We start from the raw sequence: 25,117 nt of genomic DNA, 5'->3' as shown, positions 1-25,117 counted from the left end.
CGATGGCCGAGTGCTCCAACATGCCGCTAATCGTGGTCGACAATCTCGGCGTTCGCCTCAACACCAGCCGCGGGCCAGCGCAGGCCGTGCGCGGTGTTAGCTTTGCGCTGACGCGCGGCGAGACGCTCGGGCTCGTCGGCGAGTCCGGCTGCGGCAAGTCGGTCACGGCGTTGTCGTTGATGGGGTTGCTGCCGGACAGTGCCGTCGTGACCGGCAGCGTCAAGCTGGACGGCGACGAACTCGTCGGACTTGCGGATTCCGACTATTGCCGCCTGCGCGGCAACCGCATCAGCATGATCTTCCAGGAGCCGATGACAGCGCTCAATCCGATGCATACGATCGGCAACCAGGTCGCCGAGCCGCTGCGCCGTCACAAGAGTTATTCGGCGGCGCAGGCACGTCGGGAAGCAATCGCTTTGCTCGACCGCGTCGGGCTGCCCGACCCCGCACGTCGTGTCGATGCGTATCCGCATCAGTTCTCCGGCGGCCAGCGCCAGCGCGTCACCATCGCGATGGCGCTCGCGTGCGAGCCGGACCTGTTGATCGCGGACGAGCCGACCACCGCGCTCGACGTCACCATCCAGGGCCAGATCCTCGACCTCATCGCCGATCTCGTCGAGGAGCGCGGCATGTCCATGATCCTGATCTCGCACGATCTCGGCGTCATTGCAGAGAACGTCCAGCGCATGATGGTGATGTATGGCGGCACCGTCGTCGAGAGCGGCCCGACCGACGAGGTGTTCCGTCGCATGGGCCATCCCTACACGCAGGGCCTGTTCCGTGCCCGGCCCAAGCTCGGCGCGCGCAAGGGGACGCGGCTGAGGACGATCTCCGGCACGGTGCCGGAGCTCGCCGATCTGCCGTCCGGGTGCACCTTCTCCGATCGCTGTCCACTCGTGATCGACCAGTGCCGCGCGGCGCTGCCGCCGATGGTGGACGTCGGCCCCGGCCATTTTGCGCGCTGCATCCGAACGGACGTGTCGATGGCCGAACGCGTCGGAGCGCTGACCGCATGAGCACCGCGCCGCTTCTCGACGTCAGGGATCTCGAACAGCGCTACACGCTGCCGCGCGAGAGCGTGTTCCGTCCGCCGGGACAGGTGCGCGCGCTCAACGGCGTCAGCGTGCAGGTCCGGGCCGGCAAGAGCCTCGGCATCGTCGGCGAGTCCGGCTCCGGCAAGTCCACCTTCGCGCGCGTCGTGATGGCGCTGGAGCGGCCGACCGCAGGACAGGTCGCGCTGCTCGGGCGCGATCTCAACCGCTTGCCGGCCGACGAGCTGCGCCGCGCCCGGCGCGATTTCCAGATGGTGTTCCAGGATCCCTATGGATCGCTCGATCCGCGGCAGACCATCGCGCGGATCGTCGCCGAGCCGCTGACCGTGCTGGAAGGTGCCGACCGCACCACGTTCCGCGACCGCGTCGCCGCGGTGCTGCGCCAGGTCGGCTTGCGCGATGCGGACATGGAAAAATATCCGCACGAATTCTCCGGCGGCCAGCGCCAGCGCATCGCGATTGCGCGTGCGCTGATCACCCAGCCGAAGCTGATCGTTGCCGACGAGCCGGTCTCGGCGCTCGACGTCTCCGTGCAGGCCCAGGTGCTGAACCTGATGCAGGACCTCCAGGAGCAGTTCGGCCTGAGCTACATCCTGATCAGCCATGACCTCGCCGTGGTCGACTATCTCTGCGACGAGGTCGCGGTGATGTATCTCGGCCGCATCGTCGAGCAGGGGCGGCCAGAGGATTTGTTCGAGCGCTGCGCCCATCCCTATACGCGGGCGCTGCTGGAGGCGGTGCCGCGGGCTCGCGCCGGAGGTGGCCGGCGCCGCCGCGGGGCCCAGGCGATCGCCTCGCACTCGGCGGTGACGACCGGATGCCCCTATGCATCGCGCTGCCCGCTTGGCGACCAGCATTGCCGCGAGGTTCCGCCTGAGTTACGCAAGGTGGGCGAGGGGCACCTTGCCGCCTGCCACAAGGCCGAGGCTGTGATGGCGTTGCCGCAGGCGGCCATGGAAGGTTAGTGTCCGGGGCAGGATTGGCGTTAAGCTGGAAACAGGATTGGTCGGGGAGTTCGCGCATGTTCAGGAAACTGTCGATCGTCGCCTTTGCCGCTGCGCTCGTCGCGGCGCCTTTGCCGGTGCTGGCGCAGAGCAAGAAGGACAGCGTCGTCATGGGGATGACCCTTGAGCCGCCGGGGCTCGACCCCACCAACGCCGCCGCGGCCGCGATCGCCGAGGTCACGCTCTACAATATCTATGAGACGCTGACCAAGATCAACGAGGACGGCTCCACCTCACCGCTGCTCGCCGAGAGCTGGACCGCGTCGCCCGATCTGAAGACCTATACGTTCAAACTGCGCAAGGGCGTCAAATTCCACAATGGCGAAGCGTTCGATTCCGCGGCGGTGAAGTTCTCGTTCGAGCGCAACGCGGCGCCCACCAGCACCAACAAGGACAAGAGCCTGTACCAGGCCTTCGAGAAGGTCGAGACGCCCGACGCCGACACCGTCGTGATCACGGTGAAATATTCCGAGCCGAACCTGCCGTTCCTGCTCGGCCAGGCGGGCGGCTCGATCGTCGAGCCGAAGAGCGCTGGCACCAATGTCACGCAGCCGGTCGGCACCGGACCATACCAGCTTGGCGCCTGGGCCAAGGGCTCTTCGATCACGCTGAACAAATGGGCCGACTACCGCAACGCCTCTGCGATCAAGCTGTCGAAGGTGACGATCCGCTTCATCTCCGATCCGGCGGCGCAGGCCGCGGCGTTGCTCTCGAACGACGTCGACGCATTCCCGCGCATCGCGACCCGCGTGGTTGCTCAGTTCAAGTCTGATCCGCGCTTCACGGTGCTGATCGGCGGCTCCAGGGCCAAGACCATCGTGGCCATCAACCACCGCAAGAAGCCGCTCGACGACGTCCGCGTTCGCCGCGCCATCCTCGCCGCGATCGACCGCAAGGCCTTGATCGACGGCGCGGTCGAGGGTTACGGCACGCCGATCGGCAGCTTCTACACGCCGGGATCGCTCGGCTATGTCGACACCACCGGCATCAACCCGTACGATCCCGAGAAGGCCAAGAAGCTGCTGACTGAAGCCGGCGTCATCACGCCGCTCGAACTGTCATTGAAGCTGCCGCCGCCACCCTATGCGCGGCAAGGCGGCGAGATCGTCGCCGCCCAGCTCGCCAAGGTCGGCATCATCGCCAAGATCGAGAACGTCGAATGGGCGCAATGGCTGTCGCAGGTGTTCGCCGGCAATGGCCCGCACAATTTCGATCTCACCATCGTCAGCCATGTCGAGCCGTTCGACCTCGTCAAGATCACGGAGCCGGACTACTACCTCGGTTACAACAACGAGAAGTTCAACGCGCTCTACAAGCAGATCGTCTCGACGCCGGACGAAGCCGGCCGCGCCAAGCTGCTTGGCGATGCCCAGCGCATGCTGGCGACCGATGCAGTCTCGGCTTACCTGTTCCAGCCGCAATGGCCCACCGTCATCAACAAGAAGCTGAAGGGCGTCTGGAAGGAAGTCCCGCAGTTCGAGAACGACTTCTCCGCTTGGTATTGGGAATAGGCGGCGTCCATTGCTGTGCCCTCTCCACGCGTTGGAGAGGGCAGCTCCAAACAAAACCCGAAAAACAACCCCATGCACAGTAGCCGGGGTCAGTCATTTCAATGGCTTGCACGTTGCGCCTGTGTGATCGACGCGATGCGCCCGAAAGTTGACCCGTCGGGCAAAACACTGGCATGATGGCATGCTCGAGTCTCGTGGTGGAGACGCGCGCCGTCGGTCGAGGCAGCCGTGCAGAAATCATCCCGCCGCAATGCCGGCATTGCCGCGGCGGCCGTCAGCGCCGAGGCGCCGATCTCCCCAAAGCTTGATCATGCAAGGCTCGATCATGCGTCGATGAGCGATATCGCTCATGCTTTGGCCGATGGGCATGTCACTGCCACGGCGCTGCTCAAAGCCTATCGCGCGCGCATTGAAGCCTACGACCGCGACGGGCCAAGCTCAATGCGGTCCGCGCGCTCAATCCCGACGCGCTCGTGATTGCGGACAGGCTCGACGGCGTCAAGCCGTCGGCCAAGCGGCCGCTGGCCGGCATCCCGATCCTTGTGAGGGACAACATCGCGACCGGCGACGCTCAGCCGACCACGGCGGGCTCGCTGGCGCTGGAAGGCGCCCGCGCCCGGGACGATGCAACGCTCGTCAAGCTGCTGCGCGAGGCCGGCGCGGTGATCCTCGGCAAGGCGAATCTGACCGAGTTCTCCAACATGCTCGCGGTCGACATGCCTTCCGGCTATTCGTCGCTGGGCGGTCAGGTCAAGAATCCCTATGCGCCGGCGCTGGCCGACGATCACGGCATCCCCGTCGTGTCCCCGGGCGGCTCGAGCGCGGGTTCGGCGGTCGCGGTGGCGGCGGGCTTGTGTGCGGCCTCGATCGGCACGGAGACCTCGGGCTCGCTGCTCTTTCCCGCCAGCCAGAATGGCCTCGTCACCGTGAAGCCGACGGTCGGGCTCATCAGCCGTGCCGGCATCGTGCCGATCTCGCATAGTCAGGACACCGCGGGGCCGATGACGCGGACCGTGCGCGACGCGGCGCTGCTGCTCAATGTGCTCGCGGCCAAGGACCCGCTCGATCCGGCGACGCAAAAGCAGCGGCGGCCGGCCGATTACACCGCCGGTCTGACGCGCGATGCGATGAAAGGTGCGCGCATCGGCGTGCCGAGCGATCCCGCCGATCCGCTGAATGATCCCTTCTTCCGCAAGCTGCCCCTCAAAGGAGCGAAGGTGGTAGGGGAAGCGATCAAGGTGCTGGAGGATCTCGGCGCCGTGATCGTGCGCGCCAGCATTCCGACAGCCGGCTGGATGAGCGGACCGGGTACGATCATGGCCGTGCTCAACCGCAATCCGCTGAGCGCCAACAGGGGCAATGCGGTCCCGCAGCGGATCGTCTTCATCTACGAGCTGAAACGAGATCTCAACCTCTACCTGAGGGATTGGGCGACCAACACCACCATCAAGACCATGACCGACATCGTGACCTTCAACGAGGCCAATGCGGGCAAGGCGCTCCGCTTCGGCCAGGACAACTTCCTCGCAGCCGACCTCACCCGGGGCGACCTAAGCGAACGCGAGTACAAGGCGGCACTCGCCATGGACCTGCTCAGCGCCAGGACCCGCGGCATGGATGCCTACATGAACCAGCACAAGCTCGACGCCGTGCTGTTCCCGGGCAGCGAAGGCGCCGCAATCGCCGCCAGGGCGGGCTATCCCAGTGTCCTCGTGCCGTGCGGCTTCGTCGCCGGCGTCGACGGCAAGGACACGCCCGATTATCCGTTCGGCGTTACCTTCGCAGGCCGCGCCTGGAGCGAACACAAGCTGCTGCGCCTGGCCTACGCGTATGAGCAGGCCTCCGCCAAGCGCAAGCCGCCACCCGGCTTGCCGGCGCTTTAGAGTGCACTGTGCATGTGCCGGTTGGAGGCGGTGGCATGCTGATAAATCTGCTGTCTGTTCTCACCGAACTGGCGGACGCACCGTCCTGCCCTGGGGAGGGCGCTTTGTGACCCGAAGGCGCCATCGACCAGACGTCTAATCGGCCCTTCAACTCACCTGTGTGCCCTTGTGTTATTGTATCCCTTCCGGGAACTCGATGGAGGGAAGGATGGACATTCGATCGAAATTGACGGCGCTGTGTGAAGCGTTCAACGCGCACGACTTGGATTCCATCATGGAGTTCTTTGCTGACGATTGTGTCTTGGAGATGCCGAGGGGAAGCAAGCCTTGGGGATCTCGCTTCGAGGGCAAACGCAACGTACGAGACGGGCTCGCGACGCGCTTTGAAGGCTTACCGGATGTTCACTACGGCGACGCCGAGCATTTTGTGGATACGATGGCAAACACGGGCATTTCAAAATGGACGCTAACGGGCACTACAGGTGAAGGAAAAAAGATCGAGGTCCGAGGATGTGACTTTTACACTTTTCGCGCGGACGAGGTGATCCGCAAGGACTCGTATTGGAAGATTGTTGAAGGATCTTCGTCAGCCTAACGACGCGCATGTCCGAATGTGGCCCAGAGGTGCAGGTCCAGGCAGCGTCTCTGTTCTCGGCTCATCGCGGAAATCGGAAGTAACCTGCGTGCCGACAATTGGCGCGCGGGCGGCAGAGCGCGCAGGCAGAACGCTTTCATACATTTCCTTTCCAGATCAGCCATCGGTAGACGCCGAACACGTTGATAAGTGTCACCACCACGTTTTGCACCATCAGCGCATATTCCGCTGTTAGATAGCCGACGACGATCCAGATCACCGATGCACCGCTCAGCACGACGAAGGCCCAGCCGGTAATGAGTGGCCGCGCCCGGGCAGCTAGGATCAGCCCGGCCCCAATCGTGCCGACTGTCGCCACCCAACGCAGGACTTCATCCATGACGCGTGCTCCCCGAAAGCCGATGTCGGAGCGTCGCTCCGCGATTTGCCTATACGGACGCAGTCACAGGCAGGCCGCCGGAGTGGAACTTTCCGTCTCGTGCCGACCACCATGCGACCCCCGCCCGAGCGACTTGGCCCCACAGTGGCGGCGGAAGGTCAGAGCACCACTGTGGTGATCCCATGCGGTATCAACTCCGCTGCGCCGAAATCGGAAGCTCCTTTTTTCTCATCCCCGAACCGCGTTTCCATCAACCGGCGTGCTGGCACATTCCCCCGGGCTGCCGAAATGACATCTGAGCCAAGGACTTATCTGCACAACGAGCTGATCGAATGAGCGCGACTTCCGCGTTTGCTCAACCTGAGTTCTTCGCGTTGTGACCCTTTACAGACGCCGAACACTCAACGGAACGAGCCAGTTTCCGTGGTTGCCGAAGGGGCGAGATCGACGTTTCGAAAGCGATCACGCGAGCGCAAAGACGTCCGCACGTTCGATGATCAGATCGCGGAACAGTCGCGCCCGGTGTGACATCCATTGCGGGTCGGGATAGACGATGTGCATGGGCAGCGGCGGCACGACGAAGTCGGGCAGCACATGGACGAGACGGCCGGCCGCGATGTGCTCGACGGTGCACCAGTTCGGCAGCACGGCGACGCCTATCCCCTCCAATGCAGCCAGCGTCATCACGTCCGCATCGTCACAGGTCATCGCCGGCGCGATGTCCACGACGTAACGGCCGGTTTCGGATTCGAACGTCCACTGATTCTTCTGCGACAGGCGTGAGTAGGTGACGCAGGGCATGCGGCGCAGATGGTCCGGCAGCGAAGGCACCTGATGACGCGCAAGCAGCGCGGGCGCCGCCACCAGCAGGCGTTTGATGGTGCCCACCCGCCGCGCCACCAACGAACTCGAATTGAGACTGCCGATCCGGATCGCAAGCTCGGTCCCGGTTTCGATGAGGTCGACGAACTGTTCCGTAAAGCTGACGTCCAGCCGGACATCGGGATAGCGGCGGGTGTATTCGGCGAAGATCTCACGGAAGAAGAAGCGGCCGAACGAGGTCGGCACCGTCATGCGCAACGTCCCTGACGGATTGCCGATCCGGCTCTGCGTCGGCGCGCCCGCGCTCTCGAGCAGCGCGACGATGTCCTTGGCGTATTTCAAGACGCGGTCGGCTTCCGGGGTCGGCCGCAGCTTGCGCGTGGTGCGCACGAACAGCCGGCAGCGAAACTCGGCTTCCAGCAGCGCGATGCGCTTGCTGATCGCCGGTTGCCCCAAACCGAGGTCGTCGGCGGCCTGGGTGAAACTCCCTGCCTCCATCACCCGGATGAAGGTCTGCAGCGCCTCGATCCGGTCCATTCATTCCTCGCCGGAATTTATATTATTCTGACCATTCCATATACGGCATGGCTGGTCCGGTCTAGCCTTCCTGCGTTCAGGGGAGGAACGCGAATGAGCAAATCGATCGGCATTCTCGGGGCCGGCATCGGCGGCCTGCATCTGGCGCTCTACCTGCAGAAGCAGGGCATTGCGGCAACCGTGCTGACGGACCGCGCCCCGGAGCAGTATGCGGCGACACGGCTGATGAATACCGTCGCGCATCACAGCGTCACCATCGCGCGCGAGAACGAGCTCGGAGTGAACCACTGGGACGATCCTCGAGTGGTCTATCACCACCACGATCATTTCTTTAATTTCCCGGATGGCGGGCTCCTGTTCCGCGGTGCATTTCAGCGGCCGAGCCGCGCGGTGGATTATCGAATCTACCTGCCGGCCCTGATGAAGGACTTCGAGGATCGTGGCGGCCTGATCGAGTATGCCAGCATTCAGGATGACGACATCCCCGCGCTGGTCTCGCGCTTCGACCTTCTCGTCGTCTCCACCGGCAAGGGCGCCCTCGGGCGCATGTTCGCTCACCGGCCCGAACTCTCTCCGTACACGCGGCCGCAGCGCCTGCTTTGCGTCGGCCTGTACGATGGCGTCGATCACGGCAGCCCCGATGGTGACGATCCACGCGGTGTCACCCTCTCCGTCTCGCCCGGCCATGGCGAGATGATCGTCATCCCCACGCTGAGCTTCGGCGGCATGAAAACGGCGCTGTTGATGGAAAACATTCCCGGCGGCGACATGGCCGACCTGGTCTCGCTCAGCTACGATGCCAACCCGGCAGCATTCCGCCAGACCCTTCTGGACAAGCTGGAAAAGCATCATCCGCACACCTACAACCGCATCGACACGCACCGCTTCGGGCTGGCCCAGCCTCTCGACCTGCTGCAAGGCGCGGTGGTGCCAACGGTGCGGCAGTCCTGGGTGGCTTTCGACGGCGACAAGCTCGCCATTGCCTTGGGCGACGTTCACTCCGTCGTCGATCCCTTGATGGGCCAGGGCGCCAACATGGCCTCATATGCGGCCTTCGAGCTCGGCAAGGCGATCGTCGATGCGGTGGCATTCGATGCGCGCTTCGTCGAGGACGTCGACCGTGCGCGCGAGAACCGCGTGCTTGCCGCTGCCCGCTGGACCAACATGATGCTGCAGCCGCCATCGGACGCCATGGGCCGGCTGATCTTCGCCATGTCGCAGGACCGGGAGCTTTGCGACGAGTTCACCGAGAACTTCAATTATCCGGAGCGCCAGTGGGATCGTCTGGCGAGCGACAAACGCATCCACGCCTGGATCGATAGAAGCGGCAGGATCGCCGCCTGACGACGAACCGCCGTACGGACTCAGTTCCGCTCCTGGGCGGATGCTGAACCATGTCTGAGAGGAACACCAATGCATTGCCTGACCGTTCTTTACCCGACGCCCGAGGATCCATCGGCCTTCAGGGCCTACTACGTCGACAAGCATGCCCCCCTGGCAGCGACGCTCCCTGGTCTGGTGCGTCATCATTACGCTTTCCCCCAACGACTCGGACCGGGGGAGGCGCCGTTCTGCATCTTCCAGGCATTCTTCTCCGATGCGGCTGCGATGGACGCGGCGCTCGGTTCGGAGATCGGCCGGAAGGTCGCAGCCGACGTGCCAAACTATTCGCCCAAGGGGGCGACACTCTGCCATTTCAAGATCGAAGGCGCGTAATGGGCCATCATGCCGAACCGGCCGGTTTTCGGGCAGCCGCATCGCGGTTCGCGACGGGCATTACCGTCGTCGCGACCGTCGATGAGGATGGCGCGCCGCTCGGCATGACCGCCAACAGCTTCACGACCGTTTCGGCAAACCCGCCGACGGTGCTTGTCTCTCTCATGCACGGGCGGACGTGGCAGGCTGTGGCCAGGTCCGGCGTCTATTCGGTCAATGTGCTGCATGCGGAAGACGCCGCGATCTGCGCGCACTTTGCCGGAAGGCCCTTGTTGCGCGACGCTCCGCCGCTCGTCGCTCGCCAAGGATTTTTCGTGCTCCCGCAGGCGATGGCGCAGTTCGCCTGCGAGGTGGTCCAATCGATCGATATCGCCGACCACACGCTCTTCATCGGCGAGGTGCGCTGGTGCCGGCACAATGAGGGAACGCCTCTCGCATTCTACGCCAGCCGTCTTCGAACGGGCGTCGGGATGGAAATCTCTTCCGCGGATCGTGTTTCCTATCCCGGTGACGGATGGTGGACCTGAGACGACTGTGCTCGGAAGGGTGAACCACTATACCTTCCGTCTCCCAATGCAACCCAGCGCATTGCATATGATCCGCGCGATCGCAATCGCTCCAAGATTCTGCACATCGCGCTCGGGAACGAATTCGACGATGTCCAGGCCGACTATTCTGGACTTTGCCGCGACACCCCGTATGAGGTCGATAACGTCGAAATAAGACAGGCCGCCGGGCTGTGGGACGAGCACGCCGGGGATGACCGATGGATCGAGACCGTCGCAATCGATGGTCATCAGGCACTCGCCGTCATCCTCGATCGCGTCGAGCACGCTTGCGATCCCGTGATGCTGGACATGTCTTGCCGTGAAGATCTTCGCGCCCCACGCCTTTGCATCGTCGAATTCGGCGCGACCGGAGCCGCCGATGCCGCGCAAGCCGACCTGCACGATGCGCTTGACCCAGGGCAATTCGCTGGCGCGCCGCATCGTGCTGGAGAAGGTATAGCCCGATCCGTTTCGCTGATCCCGCCAATCAAGGTGGGCGTCGATCTGCACGACTGTCAGTCCCTTGCAGTCCTGGAACGCCTCGAAGAAAGGAATGGGGACGGAATCATCACCGCCCAGGAGGATCGGAACGGCGCCGACCGAAAGGACGGCCTGCGTGGCTGCTCTGATGGCATCACGGTTGCTCTCCGGCGTCATTGGGTCGGTCGGGACGTTTCCACCGTCCAAGACCCTCATTTTGCTCGGATCGAGCAGCTCGGCGTCCTGATCGAAATCCCAGCGGGTGAGATCGCTCTCATAGTGACGCAGCGCGCGACGGATGACGTCGGGCGCTCTTGCGGCATGGCTGGTCTGACCTGCGAGGTACGGGGTGGCATCCGACGCGCCGAACAGGATCGCGTCAGCCGCCGGCGGTGGGGCGGTCAGGTCGCAGGCCTCAACACCTAGGAATGTCGTCATGTCGGGATGCACTACGCGTATCCATGGATCACCCGCGCGTCCGTCAACGTGCATCGCTCGACCGTGTTCCGGGTCGGTATCTCGATGTCCCCTGGAATGCCGCTGTCACTTGGAGGGTCTTGAACGTCTGGAACTCTCATGCGTTAGTCGGCGGCGCCATCCGGCATGACGATGCGGCCACGGAGTTCGGTTCTTGCTCAGACTTTACAGGTGGCCGTCCGACGACTGGCACGGCATCGGCGCGGAAATGCCCACGGAGGTCATCTGGGCCGATCTTCTAAACGGTACCGACGAGGAAAAGCAGTTCGTCGAGCGGCTGCTCGGCATCCGCATTCCCTCGGAAGACTCGCTCAGCGAGATCGAGGCGTCGAGCCGCCTGATCTTCGACCACGGCACGCTCTATCTCAGTTCGCCCGCGGTCCGGGTCACCGAGGCCGACGAGGCCGAGATCACGCCGGTGGGCTTCGTCATCGGTCCGCATGTGCTGGTGACGGTGCGCTTCGCAGAGCTGCCGATCTTCGACGACATCGGCAAGCGCATCGGCTCCGATGACAGCCTGGAGAACGGCATGTGCGTGTTCGTCAGCCTGCTCGAGGCCATGATCGATCGCGGCGCCGATGTCCTGGAGCATCTCGGCGGCAAGGTCGATCAGCTTTCGCGGGGTGTCTTTAGGGGCGGCCTGGTGCGCACCCAGCGCCCGGTGCGCTCCAGCCGCAGGATGCGGGAGGCCCTGGAGACTGTCGGCGAGCTGGCCGACCGGCTCGCCAAGGCGCGCGATGTCCTGCTCGGGGTGGGCCGCGTTGCCGCGTTTGCCGGCGACGTCGGCAGCGAGTGGATCACGGCATCCTCGAAGAAGCGTCTGGAAGCCGTGTCCAAGGACGTCGTCTCGCTCAGCGATTACGAGACGCGATTGTCGGACAAGATCCAGCTGCTGCTCGATGCCGTGCTCGGCTTCATCAACATCCAGCAGAACGAGCTGTTCAAGATCCTGACGATCGTCTCAGTCGTCGGCGTGCCGCCAACCATCATGGTCGGCGTCTGGGGCATGAACTTCAAGCACATGCCCGAATTGGACTGGAGCTTCGGCTATCCGCTGGCCTGGCTCGCAATCATCGCCAGTGGCCTGTTGCCGCTGATCTGGTTCAAGCGGCGCGGCTGGTTCGAGTGATGGCAGCGGCGCATCGTTCAAACGATGCGCCGCTGCTCGATCATGCGGCCTTGGCGTCCGCCTTGCTGATCCAGTCGCGGGACAGCGTCACATCGGCCTGCGACAATTGGTGGCCGGCTGGCAGCACCTTGTGATCGACGCGCGCGCCGGCGTCCGACAACAACGCCGCGAGCCGTGCCGAATTGCCCGCCGGCACGATCGGGTCGGCCTGGCTGGACAACAGCATCACCGGCTTGCCGTCGAGCGCAGCCTTTGGCGGATCCGACAACGGCACCATCGCGCGCAGCAGGATCGCGCCGGCCAGCACGTCAGGCTGCAGCAGCAATAGCGCCGCGGCGATGTTGGCGCCGTTGGAGAACCCGACCGCGATCGGCGCGGCGATACCGTAGCGTTGCCGCGCCTCCGCGACGAAGTCGCCGAGCTCGTTCGCGCGGCGGCGTACGTCCTCCTCGTCGAACACGCCTTCGGCGAGACGGCGGAAGAAGCGCGGCATGCCGTGCTCGAGCACGCGGCCGCGCGGCGAAAGCAGGGCAGAGCCGGGCGAGATCATCTGGCCGAGGCCGAGCAGGTCGTTCTCGTCGCCGCCGGTGCCGTGCAGCAGCAGCAGAGGTGGAGAGCCCGCGTCGCCTGCGGGCTCGAAACGATGGATGAATGCAGTCTCCGTCATGACGCGGTCTCTTCCAGATTCGGCAGAACGCCCTCGATCTGCTTGCGGTGCGGTTCGAGGAAAGCAGGCAGCTTCAGCTCGCGCCCGAGGCTCGCCACGGGCTCGTCCACGGCAAAGCCGGGGATGTCGGTCGCGATCTCGAACAGCACGCCGTCGGGCTCGCGGAAGTAGATCGAGCGGAAGTAGTTGCGGTCGCGCTGCTCGGTCGGGTGCAGGCCGTGATTGCTCACGAGCCTCTCGGCCATCTGGCCCTGCTCGGCATCGTCAGCCGCGCGGAAGGCGATGTGGTGCACCGACCCGCCGCCCTGATGCCCGCGCAGAAAGCCCTTCGCCTCGTAGACGTCGACGACGCTGCCTTCGACATCGCCTGGCGCCTTGAAACGGATCACCGAGCCCTCGCGCCCGGTCTCCTTGAAGCCGAACACGTCGGTGAGGATGGAAGCCGTCTTCGCCGCGCTGTCGAGCAGCAGGGTCACGCCGTGGAAGCCGCGGATCGCATGCTCGGCCGGCACGTCGCCATTGCTCCAGCCGGGCTCATTTTCGGCGCCGGGAATGCCGACCAGCGCGAGCGCCATGCCATCGGGATCGGTGAACGGCAGCACGGACTCGCCGAAGCGCTTCTCCAGCGCCTCATACGCGATGCCCTTCTCAGTGAAGCGCTGCGTCCAATAGCCGAGCGAGCGCTGCGGCACGCGGAAGGCGGTCTGATGGGTCTCGCCGACGCCGCGGCGGCCGGCCGAGACGCCGGCCCACGGAAAGAAGGTCAAGATGGTGCCGGGGCGGCCGGTCTCGTCGCCATAATAGAAGTGGTAGGTGCCGGGATCGTCGAAATTGACCGTCTTCTTGACGAAGCGCAGGCCAAGATCCCGCGTGTAGAAGCCGAAATTGCGGATGGGATCGCCAGCAATCGCGGTGACATGGTGCAGTCCAGACATTGTCGTCCTCCAAATTCGGGGAGCGGTCTTGCTCTGGCCGGAAATATCGTTCCGCTTTGGATTGGAGACAATCCATGCAAATATGACGACTATGTCTACGATTTGGAAACAGTCGACGGGGCGATCCCTTGGATAAGCTCGGCAGCCTCCGGGCCTTCGTGAAGGTGGTGGAAAGCGGCAGCTTTGCCGAGGCCGGTCGGCAGCTGCGGCTGTCGCGCTCGGCGATCAGCAAGTACATCGCCGACCTCGAGGAGAGCCTCGGGGTCCAGTTATTGAACCGCACCACAAGGCACGCCAGCCCGACCGAGAACGGCCAGCGCTATTTCGAGCGCGCGATCGTGATCCTCTCGGAGGTGGAGGCTGCCGACCAGGCGGTGACGCAGGCGCAATCGGCACCGCGGGGGCTGCTGCGCGTCAACGCGCCGATGTCGTTCGGCACGATGCGGCTCGGGCCGGTGCTGGCCGATTTCATGGCGCGCTTCCCGGAGCTGCAGCTCCAGATCGTGCTCAGCGACGATCTGCTCGATCCCGTGCAGGACGGCTTTGACGTGACCTTGCGGATCGCGGAGCTGGAATCGTCCAGCCTGATCGCGCGCAAGATCATGCCGGTGGCGCGCATGATCTGTGCGTCGCCGGATTATCTCGCCCGGCACGGCACGCCAAAACATCCGCAGGATCTGCGCGAGCATGCTTCGCTGACCTACGGCTTCCTGCTGACGGGCAATCAATGGAAGCTCACAGGCCGCGACGGCGATCACTGGATCCAGCCGGCATGGTCGCTCTGCGTCAACAATGCCGAGGTGTTGCGCGACGTCGCAGTCAAGGGCAGGGGGCTCGCGCTGCTGCCGGAGTTCATTGCGGCCGATGCGTTGCGGAAGGGCGAGCTGCGAACAGTGCTGGATGATTATTCTGCGCCGCCGCTTGCGCTCTATGCGGTGTATCCGCCGACGCGGCATCTGTCGGTGAAGGTGCGGCTGTTCATCGATTTTCTGGTCGAGCGGTTCGGGCGGGAGGATGAGGAAGTTGGCGGGCGCAGACGTGCGGAGGCTGGGTCGTGAAGCCACGAATCTGCCGGGGCAACGGCTCGCAGCGCCAGTCTAGGGACTCTGCCGCTGAAATTGTGAGTGGCATGGGTTCTCCCATTGTCAGCGTTGTTGACAGTGATTCCTCGGAATTACTCTTGCGCGAATGATAAGATGAAGTCCGGCAACCAGCAGAGGCCATGATGATTGTGCCTCTGCTGAGAGTCCCGCGCAGTGGCTGGATAAGATTATATCGCAACGGAGACTTGAACTTTCTTCCCGTGGCTTGGGACTCATATTCGCGTCCCGACTTCGCCTCAGGACAGAGAGAGTTCAGCCGCTATCGGGCGTTGCCGAGGGCTCTCTTCCGTGCCACCGCGAAGAGCCTGGCTCGATGAGTCGCCCGCACTTCTCGACTTGGTTTCAACAAGCGCAGGAGGAAGCTATGCGGAAGTCTCTCACCTTTTTCCTTTCTGGTGTGGCATTGGCCGTCGCGGCGTCAACCGCCGTAGCCGGTGAGCGGGTGCTCGAGTTCAAGCTCGTCACCAAGCCGCTCGACCTCAAGGTCATAGAGGCCGCAAACGTTGAAGGACAGACGGTCGTGTCCGGGAAATTCTTCGGAGTGGCCGTCTTCAGCGATGGCCGTATCGGCGTGAAAGAGTTCGTCAATAGTTCGGACCAGCTCAAAGGGTCTGGCCCCTTCTTCGGCTATAGCACTTACACGTTCGAGGAAGGCTCGATTACGGCGCGCTACACCGGATCGGCCAAAGACGGCAAATCGACGGGCGAATACACGATTCTGTCGGGCACTGGTGCCTACGCGAATGCAACGGGTACGGGAACCATCGAAAGCGCGCCGAACCCATTCAAGGGTGTCAACCTGCTCAACATAAAGCTGGTCGTTAAAACTTCGGGCTCGTGATAGCAAATGCTAACAGGTCCCGCACGAAGGTAGTTGATCTCTTGGGGGGCGCGCTGCCCCGGCCGGAAACACAGCGCCGGCCGGGCGACCTGCTGAAGAACCGGCTGGAGTCGTGGGATTGACCTTTCCGCTTGGCCAGCCGCTGGTGCCGCAGGAGAGAACGCTTGGGAGCTCCGACCTGCGCAAATCTAGCTGACAGATTGCTGTCCGGCAGGTTCAAGCAGATCATTCAGCGCTTGCATCGACGCCTGTCGAATCTCGGCGAGTTCGCGTGCGGCACTGTCGAGTTCGGCAGGTGACATCGCGGGTGCCGCCAGCTCGACGTCGCGGCTGCGCTCGAACAGGCGGACGAGGCCGAGCGCACTTGCCGCGCTGCCAAGTTGATGCGCGGATCGTGCGAGGTGCTTGTGATCGCCCGCCGCCGCGGCGTCGGCGATGTCGTGGATCAATCGTTCTCCCGTCTGCTGGAGCAGATGGTGGAGCTTGTCGATTTGCGCGGCGCCCAGCAGCTCCCGCTGGTCGTCGAGGAAAGGCCGATCGATCAGTTCGGTCGCCGGGCGTTGCGCGGCTGCCGGCTCGGCCACCAGATCATCCTCGATCGCCTCGCGCAGCGCGTTGACCAGGATCGGCTTGCTGACGACCTTGGCGATGCCGGCGCCGGCAAGCCGATCGCGGGCGCGGCCGGAGACGTCGGCGGTCACGGCGATGAGGCGCGGCATCTTGGCAAGTCCGAGCTCGCCGATCCGGAAGGCCGCCTCCACGCCGTCCATGTCGGGCATGTGCAGATCCATCAGGATGACGTCGAAGGCCTGATCGCGGGCGAGCTCGACGGCTGCGGCGCCGTTCCTGGCGATCGTCGTGTGGTGGCCGAGCCGGTGCAGGATCGCTGCGCCGACCTCGCAATTGACGGGGTCATCGTCGACCAGAAGCACGCGGAGCTGCCGCGACGGCGGCGCAAGCGCGCCTTGCGCCACGCTGCTTCCGGCAAGCCCGAGCGGCACTTCGAGCGTGAACGTGCTGCCCGCGCCGGGCGCGCTCTCGACCTTGAGCTCGCCGCGCATCAGGCGGGTGAGACGGCGCGCGATCGCAAGGCCGAGGCCGGTGCCGCCGAAGCGACGCGCGATGCTGTCGTCGGCCTGGACGAAATCCTCGAAAATCCGCTCGTGCAGCCCGGGCGCGATGCCGATGCCGGTGTCGCGCACGATGATGCACAGCAGGAGGTGATCGCCGCGCCGCTCGGTTGCCGCGCTCACGCCGATGCCGCCGCTCGGGGTGAACTTGATCGCGTTGCCGATCAGGTTGAGCAGGATGCGGTTGAGCCTGACGGGATCGCCATGCGCGGCGGTGTCGACCGTGTCATCGCAGGCGAGATCGAAGCTCAGGCCCTTGTCGAGGGCTTGCGGACGCATCAGGTCGCCGGCGGCTTCGATCAACTGGTCGAGACGGAAGTCGCACGTCTCCAGCATTTCCGTGCTGGCCTCGAGACGCGCATATTCCAGCACCGCATCGACCAGCGCGATCAGCGTTTCGCCCGACGCCGCCGCGGTGGCAAGATGGCGGCGCTGGGCCTCGCTGAGGCTGCCGTCGTCCAAGAGTTGCAGCACGCCTATGACGCCGTTGAGCGGCGTGCGCAACTCATGGCTGACGACGGCGAGGAAGCGCGACTTGGTCTCATTGGCCGCGACCGCCGCGCGGCGCGCGCGCTCGGCGGCGTCGTGCTCGGCGAGCGCGTGGTCGCGGGCCTTCTCCAGCTCGGAGGTGCGCTCGATCACCTTGCGCTCGAGCGTGGCGTAGGATTCGCGCAAATGCGCCGCCATGCGGTTGAACTGCTCGCCGAGCGCCTCCAGCTCGTCGCCGGTCTTGATCGCGAGCCGCGAGTTGAGGTCGCCGCTGCCGATCCGCCTGGCTCCTTGGGTCAGCAGCTGGATCGGCACGGTCATGCGCCGGCTGAGAACCAGCGAGACCAGCACCGCGCAGGCGAGCAGGATCACGAGCAGCAAGGTCGAGCGGCCGATCGAGGCATAGATCGGCGCGTAGGCTTCGGTAAGCGGCAGCTCGACGAACACCAGCCAGCCGAGCGAGGGCACCGTCGCATAGGTCGACAGCACGCGCTGGCCGGACAGATCCTCCTTGACGAGGCCGCCCGAAGGCGGCCCGATGCCGTCGAGCGCGGCGCGGACGTCGGCATGGCCGGAGAGATCGCTGCGCTGGAGCGCCCGCCATAAATCGGGATGCGCGATCAACACGCCCATGCGGTCGACGACATAGGCCTTGCCGGTGTTGCCGACCCTGATTCCCGTGACGAGGTCCCAGATGAAGCGCAGATTGACCTCGGCGACGATCACATCGGGAGCGCGCCCGGTGCCGCGCGTGGCGAGCGTCATGAAGGGCTCGGTGTCGCCGAAGAAATAGACGGGACCGTAATAGGCCCGGCTGTCATTGGCACCGCGGAAGGCGGCTGAAGCGGAGAGATCGGCGTTGCTGCCGACCTTGTCGGCGATCCGGCGCGATACGCGCAGCTGCTCGCGGCCTTCCGAATTGAGCTGGGCGATCTCCGCGATCGCAGGCGAGAGGCGCAGGAGGCGGATGGCGTTCAGCCGCTCGTCCTCGTGGGTCGACAGCTCCGGCGGCAGGCGCGCGAGCCACCTGATCTGGTTCTCGATCTGGCCGATGAACTGGCCGATCTGAATCGCTGCGGAGGCGGCCTGTTCGCGCTGGGTCGCCGCCAGCAGCTGCTTCTGCTCGCGATAGGAGAACCAGACGTCGAAGCTGGTGTTGATGGCGAGCGCGGCGAAGGCGAGGGCGACGATCGAGTAGAGATATTTCCTGAACAGCCGGCCGGAAGGCGTGCGCGAAGGTTCCTGGTCGCCGGGATCGTTCACTCGCGGATCTCGTCGGCGCGCGCGAGCAGCGTGAACGGGATCGTCAAGCCGAACGAGCGGGCGACCGTGCGGTTGATCAACAGCTCGTATTTGCGCGGCGATTGCACTGGAAGGTCGCCGGGCTTGGTGCCGCGCAGGATCAGGTCGACGTAATCGGCCGAGCGCACCTCGAGCGTTGGGCCGTAGCTCATCAGCCCGCCGGCATCGATGAAGTAATGGAACGGATAGATCGTGGGCACGCGGTATTTGGCGGCGGCCGCGACCACCGCCTTGCGGTTGACCACGAGGAAGCTGTCGACCAGCGCCACCATCGCCGCCTTGGGCAGTTCGGAAAAGCGCTTGACGGCGTCGTCGATCTCCGCGGGCGCGTTGACGGGCGCGGGGATCACGGAGACGCCGGATGCGGCAGCCTCCTGCTCGATCGATTCGAGGAAGAAGCGTCCGCCGCGCGGGGTGGTCGCGGGGTTGAACAGGATGCCGACGCGCGCGACGTCGGGCACGGCCTCGCGGATCAGCTGGAGCCACTTGCCGCCCATCTCGGCGCTGCTGTTGGTGAAGCCGGTGGCGTTGCCGCGGGGATGCGCGAGGCTTTCGACGAAGCCGTTGCCGACCGGATCGTTCGCGGTCGCAAACACGACCGGGATGGCCTTGGTGGCGGCAAGGACGGCGGCGGTCTCGATCGTCGACCCCGTCAGGATCACGTCCGGTTGGAGGTCGAGCAATTCCTGGACGGCCATCTTCAACCTGTCCGGCGCGCCGAAGGTGGAACGGAGCTCGAGGCGGAAGTTGACGCCTTCGACCCAGCCGCGCTGCCGCAAGCCGGCGACGAGGTTGCCCAGGCGAGAGCTTGCGCTGTCGATCATGCCGCGTCTGGTCAGCTCGTCGTCGAGCGGCAATGCGGTGAGTGAGGCGACGATCCGCATGCGATTGTCGGTTGCGCCGAGCGCGATCCATCCCGCGACCGACGCAGTCGCGAGGCGAATGAAGCCGCGGCGATTGACCGCCGAGGAAACGAAAGATCGCCCCGTCATGGACTACGTTGCACGATCGCCTTGCTTTGCTCGATGCTTAGCGCGAAAGCGGGGGGCCCACAATCGGCGAAAGGCGCATGTGAATGTTCGTTCGCAGGCTTTCGATCCGGCGCCCGGCGCCCGGCGGCCTAGCGCCGCAGCGTGAACGCGTCCGCGCTGCGCCGTTGCTCCCATTTCGCCTGCTCCAGCTCGGGCCGGTCGCACTCGATCTCGGGATAGCCGATGCAGAGATAGGCGATGAACTTCCAGCTGTCAGGCACGTCGAGAACAGCGTGCATGCGCGCAGGGTTCAGTATCGACACCCAGCCGAGGCCGATGCCCTCGGCGCGGGCGGCGAGCCACATCGCGGTGATGGCGGCGACCACGGAATATTCCGTCGTTTCAGGCATGGTCGCGCGGCCGAGGCCGTGGCCGATGTCGCTGCCCTTGTCGGCGAACACGGCAAGATGGCCGGGCGCCTGCTCGAGGCCGGACAGTTTCAAGGTGGCATAGCGTGCGGCGCGGTCGCCGGAGTAGCAGCTCAGCGCGTCGGCATTGCACGTCCTGAAATCTTCGACCACGGCGCGGCGCGTTGCAGCATCATTGACGATCACGAAGCGCCAGGGCTGGCTGAGGCCGACCGAAGGCGAGAGGCAGGCGGTCTCGATCAGGCGATCGATCGCCCCCTCCGGCAGCGGATCGCTGCGGAAGCGGCGCACGTCGCGGCGCCACACGAACAGCTCGCGTAAGTGCTGGCGGAAGCTATCGTCGAACTCGACCATGAGGTCATCGCCCCATTTGGAAGGACGCCGCCACCAGCAGGATCAGGATCTCGCCCGTCTGCTCGAACGCGCCGAGGATGTCGCCGGTCTGCCCCCCGATTTGGCGGATGGCAAGCCGCGCCAGCAGCAGGCCGGCCAGTGACAGCAGGATCAGGCCGACCAGCGCCTTGCCCGGCCCCAACGTCAGGGCAAGCGCAAGCGTTCCAAGCGCGAAGGCTATGGCCACGCTGCGCCCGGGCGGCGCCCCGGCGCCGGCAGAGAGGCCATCAGGCCGCGCCGACGGGACTAGCGACATGAAGGCCGGCAGGCCGGCACGGGCAGCAACGTGCGCCGCGCACAGCGCGAGCATGACGGCCCATGGATTTGCGATCGTCGCAAGCGCGCTCCAGCGTAGGCCGAACGATAGGATCAGGGCGCAGACGCCATAGGTCCCGATCCGGCTGTCGCGCATGATCTCGAGCTTGCGCTCGCGCGTGCGGCCGCCGCCGAGGCCGTCCGCGGTGTCGGCAAGTCCGTCCTCGTGCAGCGCGCCGGTGATGAGGGCGGTCGTGGCTAGCACGAGGAGGGCGGCAAGGCTCGGCGTCAGTCCGAAGCGAATGGCGATCTTGTAAGTGAGGGCGCCGGCGAGGCCGACCAGCAGTCCCGCGACCGGCAGCGCCCACATTGCCCGCGCAACGGCGCCGTCGCCCGCAGGCTTCGAGAATGCCACCGGCAGGATCGTCACGAACGATGTCGCCATCTTAAGATCGGCGAGGATGTCCTTGAGGTGCTCGGCGCGCGGGATCATTTCAGCTTCAACGGCAGGCCGGCGACGACGAACTCGACCTCGTCGGCGACACCGGCAATGATCTGGTTCATGATTCCGGCGGCATCGCGGAAGCTGCGCGCCAGCGCGTTGTCGGGCACTATGCCGAGGCCGACCTCGTTGGTGACGAGCACGACGGGGCTGTTGAGGCGGGGCAGCGTGTCGGCGAGCTCTCTCACCTCTCGCTCCCAATCGCGCGCCGCATGCATCAGGTTGGAGAGCCACAGCGTCAGGCAGTCCACCAGCCTCGCGCCGCCACCTTCGGTCGAGAGCAGCGCGGGCACGAGATCGAGCGGCACCTCGCGCTCGATCCAATCGGCTCCGCGCCGCGCGCGATGTCTTGCGATGCGTTCCTGCATTTCGCCGTCGAGCGCCTCGGCCGTCGCGACGTAGACGGGCTGGCCGGCAAAGCTGCGCGCGCGCGCCTCCGCCCGGGTGCTCTTGCCCGATCGCGCCCCGCCGGTGATCAAGATGATGGCCATAAAGGTCTCCTGCCGCAGCACTAATCATCAAACGCGGCCAAAGACAAAGCCGAAATCAGGCAGCGAGGGGCTTGCGCTCGGCCGCCGTCTTGCGCAACAGGGGCGGGACAGGAGCTGGATGTGGACTTTGCGGGCGCGATGGTGGTGGCGATGGCGGTGGATGCCCTTCTGGGCTGGCCGGCGTGGCTGTTCGCGCGGATCGGGCATCCCGTCACCTGGCTGGGCGGGCTGATTGCCGGCATCGACACCGCCTTGAATCGCGCGTCCGATCCGCCGGCGTTGCGCCGAGCCGCGGGCGTCGCCGGCGCGCTTGCGGTGATCGCGCTCTCCGCGGCGCTCGGCTGGGCGCTGCAATCACTGCTTCCTTCGGGCTGGATCCAGATCGTGCTGATTGGCATCCTGGCCTGGCCATTGGTCGCGCTGCGCTCGCTGCACGATCATGTCGCTGCCGTGGCCACGCCCTTGCTGGCCGGCGACGTCGCCGCCGCGCGCGAAGCGGTCTCGCGCATCGTCGGCCGCGATCCCGCAAGCCTCGATCAAGCCGGCATCGCGCGCGCGGCGATCGAGAGCCTTGCCGAAAACGCCTCCGACGGCATCGTCGCGCCGGTGTTCTGGGGCGCACTGTTGGGCTTGCCCGGCATCCTCGGCTACAAGGCGATCAACACGCTGGACTCCATGATCGGCCATCGCAGCGAACGCCACGAAGCCTTCGGCTGGGCGGCAGCGCGCATCGACGACGTCGCCAATTTCGTCCCGGCGCGGCTGACCGGATTCCTGTTCGTGCTGCTGGCACCGCAGCGGTCGGAATCATTGGCCTGCATGACGCGCGATGCGCGCCGGCATCGCTCGCCCAATGCCGGTTGGCCGGAAGCGGCCATGGCCGGCGGACTCGGTGTGCGGCTCAGCGGTCCCCGCATCTATCACGGCAGCGCGACCGAAGAGCCCTGGCTGAACGAAGGCGCGCGCGATCCGCGCGCCGCCGACATCGTCGAGGCGCTGACGGTCTATCGCCGCGCCATGCTGCTGGTCGCAGGCCTGCTTGCGATCCTGGCTTTCGCGTGAAACAACGGGGCATGCGCGAGCACGGTGGAAATCTGGACCAGGCCCAGCGGCGTTTCGGCGGACGCGCAGAGGATTGGATCGATCTGTCGACCGGGATCAACCGGCTGCCGTATCCCGTGGGCGAGGTGAGCGCGCGCGCGTGGAGCGCGCTGCCATCACGCGCCGAGATCGAGGCATTGCATCAGGCGGCGCGGCACGGCTACCGCACGAGCGCACCGATCGTTGCGATGGGCGGTGCTCAGGCCGCCATTCAATTGCTGCCGCAACTCGCGGCGCCCGGGCGCGCGCGTATCCTCGCGCCGACCTACAATGAATATGCCGGCGTCCTGTCGGCCGCCGGCCGGGACGTCCAGGAGGTTGCCGAGCTCGATGCGCTGGCGGGTGCGGACCTCGCCATCGTCGTCAATCCCAACAATCCCGACGGGCGGTGCCATTCGCGCAAGGATCTGCTCGCGCTGTTGCCGCGCGTCGGCCGTCTCGTCGTAGACGAGAGCTTTGCGGACCCGATTCCGCAATTGTCGCTTGCACCCGACGCGGATCGACCGGGACTGTTGATCCTGCGGTCGTTCGGAAAGTTTTATGGCTTGGCCGGCCTGCGGCTCGGCTTCGCCATCGGTCATGCCGCCGACATCGACAAGCTTGCCGCCGTGTCGGGTCCATGGCCTGTTTCGGGCGCGGCGATCGAAATCGGCTGTCGTGCCTTGCGCGATCAGACTTGGGCCGAGGCGACGTCGGCGCGGCTCGCGCGCGACTGTGTTCGCCTCGATGCAATGGCGCATTCGCGAAGCTGGCGGCTCATCGGCGGCACACCGCTGTTTCGCTTGTACGAAACGGCCGACGCGGTGGCTGCGCAGGAGAGGCTCGCGCGCAGCCACATCTGGTCCCGCGTGTTCGCGCAACAGCCGACATGGCTGCGCCTCGGGCTCCCCGGCAGCGAAGCCGAATGGACGCGCCTTGCCGAGGCCCTAGCGCGCTAGCGCGAGCAGGCCTTCGACGTCGAGATGCTTTTCGATGTGATCGGCCAGCGCCTCGAGCGCGCTTTCGACGCTGGCGTGATAGGGCTCGTCGCCTGCGGGAATGTCGAGCTTGGCGAGGTAGGCCTTGCGGAAATCATCCGACGTGAACAGGCCGTGCAGATAGCTGCCCTGCACACGACCATCCCTTGAGATCGCGCCTTCCGGCTCGCCGTCGAGCTTTGCGAAGGGGCGGGCGCGATCCGGGCCGTCGGTGCGGCCGATGTGGATCTCGTAAGCCTGGATCGGCTGATCCGTCGCCGCGTGCACGGCCGCAACGCGCGTGAGGGTCTTTTGCGGGCTCATCACCGTCTCGATATCGAGAAGCCCGAGGCCCGGCGTGTCGCCCGCAGGCCCCTCGATGCCTTCGGGGTCTGCGACGCTGCGCCCCAGCATCTGATAGCCGCCGCAGAGGCCGAGCACGTGGCCGCCGCGGCGGTGGTGCGCGAGCAGGTCGATGTCCCAGCCCTGCGCGCGCAGGAAGGCGAGGTCGCCGCGGGTGGATTTTGAGCCAGGGATGATGACGAGGCGCACGTCGCCCGGGATCGCCTCGCCCGGGCGCACCATCACGAGATCGACGCCCGGCTCGAGCTTGAGAGGATCGAGATCGTCGAAATTGGCGATGCGCGATAGCGCCAGGCAGGCGATCTTGCATTGGCCCGGCTTGCGCGCATCGCGCAGGCCGAGCGCGTCTTCGGCCGGCAGCTCGCCGGCACGCGGGAACCAGGGCAGCACGCCGAGGCCGCGCCATGCAGTCTTTTGCTCGATCAGCCTGTAGCCGTCGTCGAACAGCGTGGGATCGCCGCGGAACTTGTTGATGACGAAGCCAGAGATCATCGCGGCATCGTCGGGGTCGATCACCGTCCTGATGCCGACCAGCTGGGCGATGACACCGCCACGGTCGATGTCGCCGACCAGCACGACCGGCACATTCGCCTTGCGGGCAAAGCCCATATTGGCGATGTCGGACTTGCGCAAATTCACCTCGGCCGGACTGCCGGCGCCTTCGACCAGCACCAGATCGGCCCGCGCCTTCAGCCGTTCAAAGCTCTCCAGCACCGCGCCCATCAGCGACGGCTTCATCGCCGCGTAGTCGCGCGCGCGTGCGGTCGCGATGCGCTTGCCGTGGACGACGACCTGCGCGCCGACATCGGTCTCGGGCTTGAGCAGCACCGGGTTCATGTCGGTGTGCGGCTCGACGCCGGCGGCGAGCGCCTGCAGCGCCTGGGCGCGGCCGATCTCGCCGCCGTCGACCGTGACCGCGGCATTGTTCGACATGTTCTGCGGCTTGAACGGCAGCACCCGCAGACCACGGCGCGTAAAGGCGCGCGCGAGGCCGGCGACGATGAGCGACTTGCCCACGTCCGAGCCGGCGCCCTGAATCATCAATGCGCGTGCCATT

The 25,117-nt window shown here is 65.5% G+C and carries 25 protein-coding genes; 14 read left to right on the top strand and 11 right to left on the bottom strand.

Translation table 11 applies throughout. The features are described 5' to 3' along the window. Positions 1 to 2 precede the first annotated feature (2 nt). The 6 genes from GA0061099_RS30555 (at position 3) to GA0061099_RS30535 (ending at position 6,045) form a co-directional block, all read left to right on the top strand. Positions 3 to 1,016, top strand: coding sequence for an ABC transporter ATP-binding protein (locus GA0061099_RS30555; RefSeq protein WP_036023440.1), 1,014 nt, complete (start codon positions 3 to 5; stop codon positions 1,014 to 1,016). Then, positions 1,013 to 2,017 (top strand): ABC transporter ATP-binding protein, encoded by a 1,005-nt coding sequence (locus GA0061099_RS30550; protein ID WP_036023427.1) that lies wholly within the window; start codon positions 1,013 to 1,015, stop codon positions 2,015 to 2,017. The genes GA0061099_RS30555 and GA0061099_RS30550 overlap by 4 nt, the downstream gene beginning before the upstream one ends. A gap of 56 nt (positions 2,018 to 2,073) precedes the next feature. After that, positions 2,074 to 3,567 (top strand): ABC transporter substrate-binding protein, encoded by a 1,494-nt coding sequence (locus GA0061099_RS30545; protein ID WP_036023429.1) that lies wholly within the window; start codon positions 2,074 to 2,076, stop codon positions 3,565 to 3,567. A gap of 228 nt (positions 3,568 to 3,795) precedes the next feature. Then, a complete protein-coding gene (locus GA0061099_RS42190) occupies positions 3,796 to 4,044 on the top strand; it encodes a hypothetical protein (protein WP_244429318.1) in 249 nt (82 codons plus the stop codon). Continuing rightward, positions 4,041 to 5,450 (top strand): amidase family protein, encoded by a 1,410-nt coding sequence (locus GA0061099_RS30540; protein WP_244620995.1) that lies wholly within the window; start codon positions 4,041 to 4,043, stop codon positions 5,448 to 5,450. The genes GA0061099_RS42190 and GA0061099_RS30540 overlap by 4 nt, the downstream gene beginning before the upstream one ends. Positions 5,451 to 5,658: 208 nt before the next feature. After that, the gene (locus GA0061099_RS30535) at positions 5,659 to 6,045 is read left to right on the top strand and encodes a nuclear transport factor 2 family protein (RefSeq protein WP_036023492.1); all 387 of its coding nucleotides are present in this window, start codon (positions 5,659 to 5,661) and stop codon (positions 6,043 to 6,045) included. A 136-nt stretch (positions 6,046 to 6,181) separates the two neighbouring features. On the opposite strand, the gene GA0061099_RS30530 is transcribed toward GA0061099_RS30535, so the two are convergent. After that, positions 6,182 to 6,424, bottom strand: a complete 243-nt coding sequence (locus GA0061099_RS30530) for a hypothetical protein (RefSeq protein ID WP_050995896.1) — start codon at positions 6,422 to 6,424, stop codon at positions 6,182 to 6,184. A 462-nt stretch (positions 6,425 to 6,886) separates the two neighbouring features. Beyond that, positions 6,887 to 7,783 (bottom strand): LysR family transcriptional regulator, encoded by an 897-nt coding sequence (locus GA0061099_RS30525; RefSeq protein ID WP_036023453.1) that lies wholly within the window; start codon positions 7,781 to 7,783, stop codon positions 6,887 to 6,889. A gap of 93 nt (positions 7,784 to 7,876) precedes the next feature. Between GA0061099_RS30525 and styA the strand changes: the two genes are divergently transcribed. The 3 genes from styA to GA0061099_RS30510 all read left to right on the top strand — a co-directional run bounded on the left by styA (position 7,877) and on the right by GA0061099_RS30510 (position 10,026). After that, on the top strand, positions 7,877 to 9,127 hold the full coding sequence (gene styA / locus GA0061099_RS30520; protein ID WP_036023456.1) for a styrene monooxygenase subunit StyA: 1,251 nt from the start codon (positions 7,877 to 7,879) through the stop codon (positions 9,125 to 9,127). 69 nt (positions 9,128 to 9,196) lie between these two features. Further along, entirely contained in the window at positions 9,197 to 9,499 is a 303-nt protein-coding gene (locus tag GA0061099_RS30515; RefSeq protein ID WP_036023458.1) for an EthD family reductase, read from the top strand. Next, positions 9,499 to 10,026, top strand: coding sequence for a flavin reductase family protein (locus GA0061099_RS30510; protein ID WP_036023460.1), 528 nt, complete (start codon positions 9,499 to 9,501; stop codon positions 10,024 to 10,026). The genes GA0061099_RS30515 and GA0061099_RS30510 overlap by 1 nt, the downstream gene beginning before the upstream one ends. 27 nt (positions 10,027 to 10,053) lie before the next feature. Here GA0061099_RS30510 and GA0061099_RS30505 read toward each other — a convergent pair whose 3' ends face one another. Beyond that, the gene (locus tag GA0061099_RS30505) at positions 10,054 to 10,977 is read right to left on the bottom strand and encodes an arginase family protein (RefSeq protein WP_245311232.1); all 924 of its coding nucleotides are present in this window, start codon (positions 10,975 to 10,977) and stop codon (positions 10,054 to 10,056) included. 181 nt (positions 10,978 to 11,158) lie between these two features. Between GA0061099_RS30505 and GA0061099_RS30500 the strand changes: the two genes are divergently transcribed. Continuing rightward, the gene (locus GA0061099_RS30500) at positions 11,159 to 12,133 is read left to right on the top strand and encodes a magnesium transporter CorA family protein (RefSeq protein ID WP_036005440.1); all 975 of its coding nucleotides are present in this window, start codon (positions 11,159 to 11,161) and stop codon (positions 12,131 to 12,133) included. Positions 12,134 to 12,173: 40 nt separating this feature from the next. Here the strand turns inward: GA0061099_RS30500 and GA0061099_RS30495 are convergent, their stop codons facing one another. Both GA0061099_RS30495 and GA0061099_RS30490 read right to left on the bottom strand, forming a co-directional pair. After that, the gene (locus GA0061099_RS30495; RefSeq protein ID WP_036023466.1) at positions 12,174 to 12,800 is read right to left on the bottom strand and encodes an alpha/beta hydrolase; all 627 of its coding nucleotides are present in this window, start codon (positions 12,798 to 12,800) and stop codon (positions 12,174 to 12,176) included. After that, a complete protein-coding gene (locus GA0061099_RS30490) occupies positions 12,797 to 13,735 on the bottom strand; it encodes a ring-cleaving dioxygenase (protein WP_036023469.1) in 939 nt (312 codons plus the stop codon). The genes GA0061099_RS30495 and GA0061099_RS30490 overlap by 4 nt, the downstream gene beginning before the upstream one ends. A 128-nt stretch (positions 13,736 to 13,863) precedes the next feature. Here GA0061099_RS30490 and GA0061099_RS30485 point away from each other — a divergent pair, with 128 nt between their 5' ends. Both GA0061099_RS30485 and GA0061099_RS30480 read left to right on the top strand, forming a co-directional pair. Next, positions 13,864 to 14,793, top strand: coding sequence for a LysR family transcriptional regulator (locus GA0061099_RS30485; RefSeq protein WP_036023472.1), 930 nt, complete (start codon positions 13,864 to 13,866; stop codon positions 14,791 to 14,793). Between the two features lie 409 nt (positions 14,794 to 15,202). Further along, on the top strand, positions 15,203 to 15,679 hold the full coding sequence (locus GA0061099_RS30480) for a hypothetical protein (RefSeq protein WP_036005431.1): 477 nt from the start codon (positions 15,203 to 15,205) through the stop codon (positions 15,677 to 15,679). Between the two features lie 188 nt (positions 15,680 to 15,867). On the opposite strand, the gene GA0061099_RS30475 is transcribed toward GA0061099_RS30480, so the two are convergent. The 5 genes from GA0061099_RS30475 to cobU all read right to left on the bottom strand — a co-directional run bounded on the left by GA0061099_RS30475 (position 15,868) and on the right by cobU (position 21,640). Next, on the bottom strand, positions 15,868 to 18,561 hold the full coding sequence (locus GA0061099_RS30475) for a hybrid sensor histidine kinase/response regulator (RefSeq protein WP_036023475.1): 2,694 nt from the start codon (positions 18,559 to 18,561) through the stop codon (positions 15,868 to 15,870). Next, positions 18,558 to 19,592, bottom strand: a complete 1,035-nt coding sequence (locus GA0061099_RS30470) for an ABC transporter substrate-binding protein (protein ID WP_036023477.1) — start codon at positions 19,590 to 19,592, stop codon at positions 18,558 to 18,560. The genes GA0061099_RS30475 and GA0061099_RS30470 overlap by 4 nt, the downstream gene beginning before the upstream one ends. Before the next feature lie 128 nt (positions 19,593 to 19,720). Beyond that, complete coding sequence (gene bluB, locus GA0061099_RS30465) at positions 19,721 to 20,353, bottom strand: 5,6-dimethylbenzimidazole synthase (protein ID WP_036023480.1); 633 nt, start codon at positions 20,351 to 20,353, stop codon at positions 19,721 to 19,723. A 4-nt stretch (positions 20,354 to 20,357) separates the two neighbouring features. Beyond that, positions 20,358 to 21,140 carry an adenosylcobinamide-GDP ribazoletransferase gene (gene cobS, locus GA0061099_RS30460; protein WP_036023483.1) on the bottom strand — a complete coding sequence of 261 codons (783 nt, stop codon included), beginning with the start codon at positions 21,138 to 21,140 and terminating at the stop codon, positions 20,358 to 20,360. Beyond that, on the bottom strand, positions 21,137 to 21,640 hold the full coding sequence (cobU, locus tag GA0061099_RS30455) for a bifunctional adenosylcobinamide kinase/adenosylcobinamide-phosphate guanylyltransferase (protein ID WP_036023498.1): 504 nt from the start codon (positions 21,638 to 21,640) through the stop codon (positions 21,137 to 21,139). Before cobU ends, cobS begins: the two co-directional genes overlap by 4 nt. Before the next feature lie 120 nt (positions 21,641 to 21,760). Here cobU and cbiB point away from each other — a divergent pair, with 120 nt between their 5' ends. Both cbiB and cobD read left to right on the top strand, forming a co-directional pair. Then, positions 21,761 to 22,702, top strand: a complete 942-nt coding sequence (cbiB, locus tag GA0061099_RS30450; protein ID WP_036023485.1) for an adenosylcobinamide-phosphate synthase CbiB — start codon at positions 21,761 to 21,763, stop codon at positions 22,700 to 22,702. An 11-nt stretch (positions 22,703 to 22,713) separates the two neighbouring features. Further along, complete coding sequence (gene cobD, locus GA0061099_RS30445; protein ID WP_074448202.1) at positions 22,714 to 23,679, top strand: threonine-phosphate decarboxylase CobD; 966 nt, start codon at positions 22,714 to 22,716, stop codon at positions 23,677 to 23,679. Here the strand turns inward: cobD and GA0061099_RS30440 are convergent. Beyond that, positions 23,668 to 25,116 (bottom strand): cobyric acid synthase, encoded by a 1,449-nt coding sequence (locus GA0061099_RS30440; protein WP_036023501.1) that lies wholly within the window; start codon positions 25,114 to 25,116, stop codon positions 23,668 to 23,670. The two genes, cobD and GA0061099_RS30440, sit on opposite strands and share 12 nt — an antisense overlap. Between the last annotated feature and the right edge of the window lies 1 nt (position 25,117).

It is taken from the genome of Bradyrhizobium yuanmingense, from assembly GCF_900094575.1.
Taxonomy (GTDB): Bacteria; Pseudomonadota; Alphaproteobacteria; order Rhizobiales; family Xanthobacteraceae; genus Bradyrhizobium; species Bradyrhizobium yuanmingense.
Note: the sequence above shows the minus strand (reverse complement) of the source record. Positions and strands in the feature narration are given on the sequence as shown.

Excerpts from the sequence above, each read along its gene's own strand:
- GA0061099_RS30535 (WP_036023492.1), top strand. The coding sequence starts at position 5,659 with ATGGACATTCGATCGAAATTGACGGCGCTGTGTGAAGCGTTCAACGCG.
- GA0061099_RS30550 (WP_036023427.1), top strand. The coding sequence starts at position 1,013 with ATGAGCACCGCGCCGCTTCTCGACGTCAGGGATCTCGAACAGCGCTAC.
- GA0061099_RS30480 (WP_036005431.1), top strand. The coding sequence starts at position 15,203 with ATGCGGAAGTCTCTCACCTTTTTCCTTTCTGGTGTGGCATTGGCCGTC.
- cobD (WP_074448202.1), top strand. The coding sequence starts at position 22,714 with ATGCGCGAGCACGGTGGAAATCTGGACCAGGCCCAGCGGCGTTTCGGC.
- GA0061099_RS30530 (WP_050995896.1), bottom strand. The coding sequence starts at position 6,424 with ATGGATGAAGTCCTGCGTTGGGTGGCGACAGTCGGCACGATTGGGGCC.
- GA0061099_RS30495 (WP_036023466.1), bottom strand. The coding sequence starts at position 12,800 with ATGACGGAGACTGCATTCATCCATCGTTTCGAGCCCGCAGGCGACGCG.
- GA0061099_RS30525 (WP_036023453.1), bottom strand. The coding sequence starts at position 7,783 with ATGGACCGGATCGAGGCGCTGCAGACCTTCATCCGGGTGATGGAGGCA.
- GA0061099_RS30515 (WP_036023458.1), top strand. The coding sequence starts at position 9,197 with ATGCATTGCCTGACCGTTCTTTACCCGACGCCCGAGGATCCATCGGCC.
- cobU (WP_036023498.1), bottom strand. The coding sequence starts at position 21,640 with ATGGCCATCATCTTGATCACCGGCGGGGCGCGATCGGGCAAGAGCACC.
- bluB (WP_036023480.1), bottom strand. The coding sequence starts at position 20,353 with ATGGTCGAGTTCGACGATAGCTTCCGCCAGCACTTACGCGAGCTGTTC.
- GA0061099_RS30440 (WP_036023501.1), bottom strand. The coding sequence starts at position 25,116 with ATGGCACGCGCATTGATGATTCAGGGCGCCGGCTCGGACGTGGGCAAG.
- GA0061099_RS30545 (WP_036023429.1), top strand. The coding sequence starts at position 2,074 with ATGTTCAGGAAACTGTCGATCGTCGCCTTTGCCGCTGCGCTCGTCGCG.
- GA0061099_RS30470 (WP_036023477.1), bottom strand. The coding sequence starts at position 19,592 with ATGACGGGGCGATCTTTCGTTTCCTCGGCGGTCAATCGCCGCGGCTTC.
- cobS (WP_036023483.1), bottom strand. The coding sequence starts at position 21,140 with ATGATCCCGCGCGCCGAGCACCTCAAGGACATCCTCGCCGATCTTAAG.
- GA0061099_RS30510 (WP_036023460.1), top strand. The coding sequence starts at position 9,499 with ATGGGCCATCATGCCGAACCGGCCGGTTTTCGGGCAGCCGCATCGCGG.
- styA (WP_036023456.1), top strand. The coding sequence starts at position 7,877 with ATGAGCAAATCGATCGGCATTCTCGGGGCCGGCATCGGCGGCCTGCAT.
- GA0061099_RS30555 (WP_036023440.1), top strand. The coding sequence starts at position 3 with ATGGCCGAGTGCTCCAACATGCCGCTAATCGTGGTCGACAATCTCGGC.
- GA0061099_RS30490 (WP_036023469.1), bottom strand. The coding sequence starts at position 13,735 with ATGTCTGGACTGCACCATGTCACCGCGATTGCTGGCGATCCCATCCGC.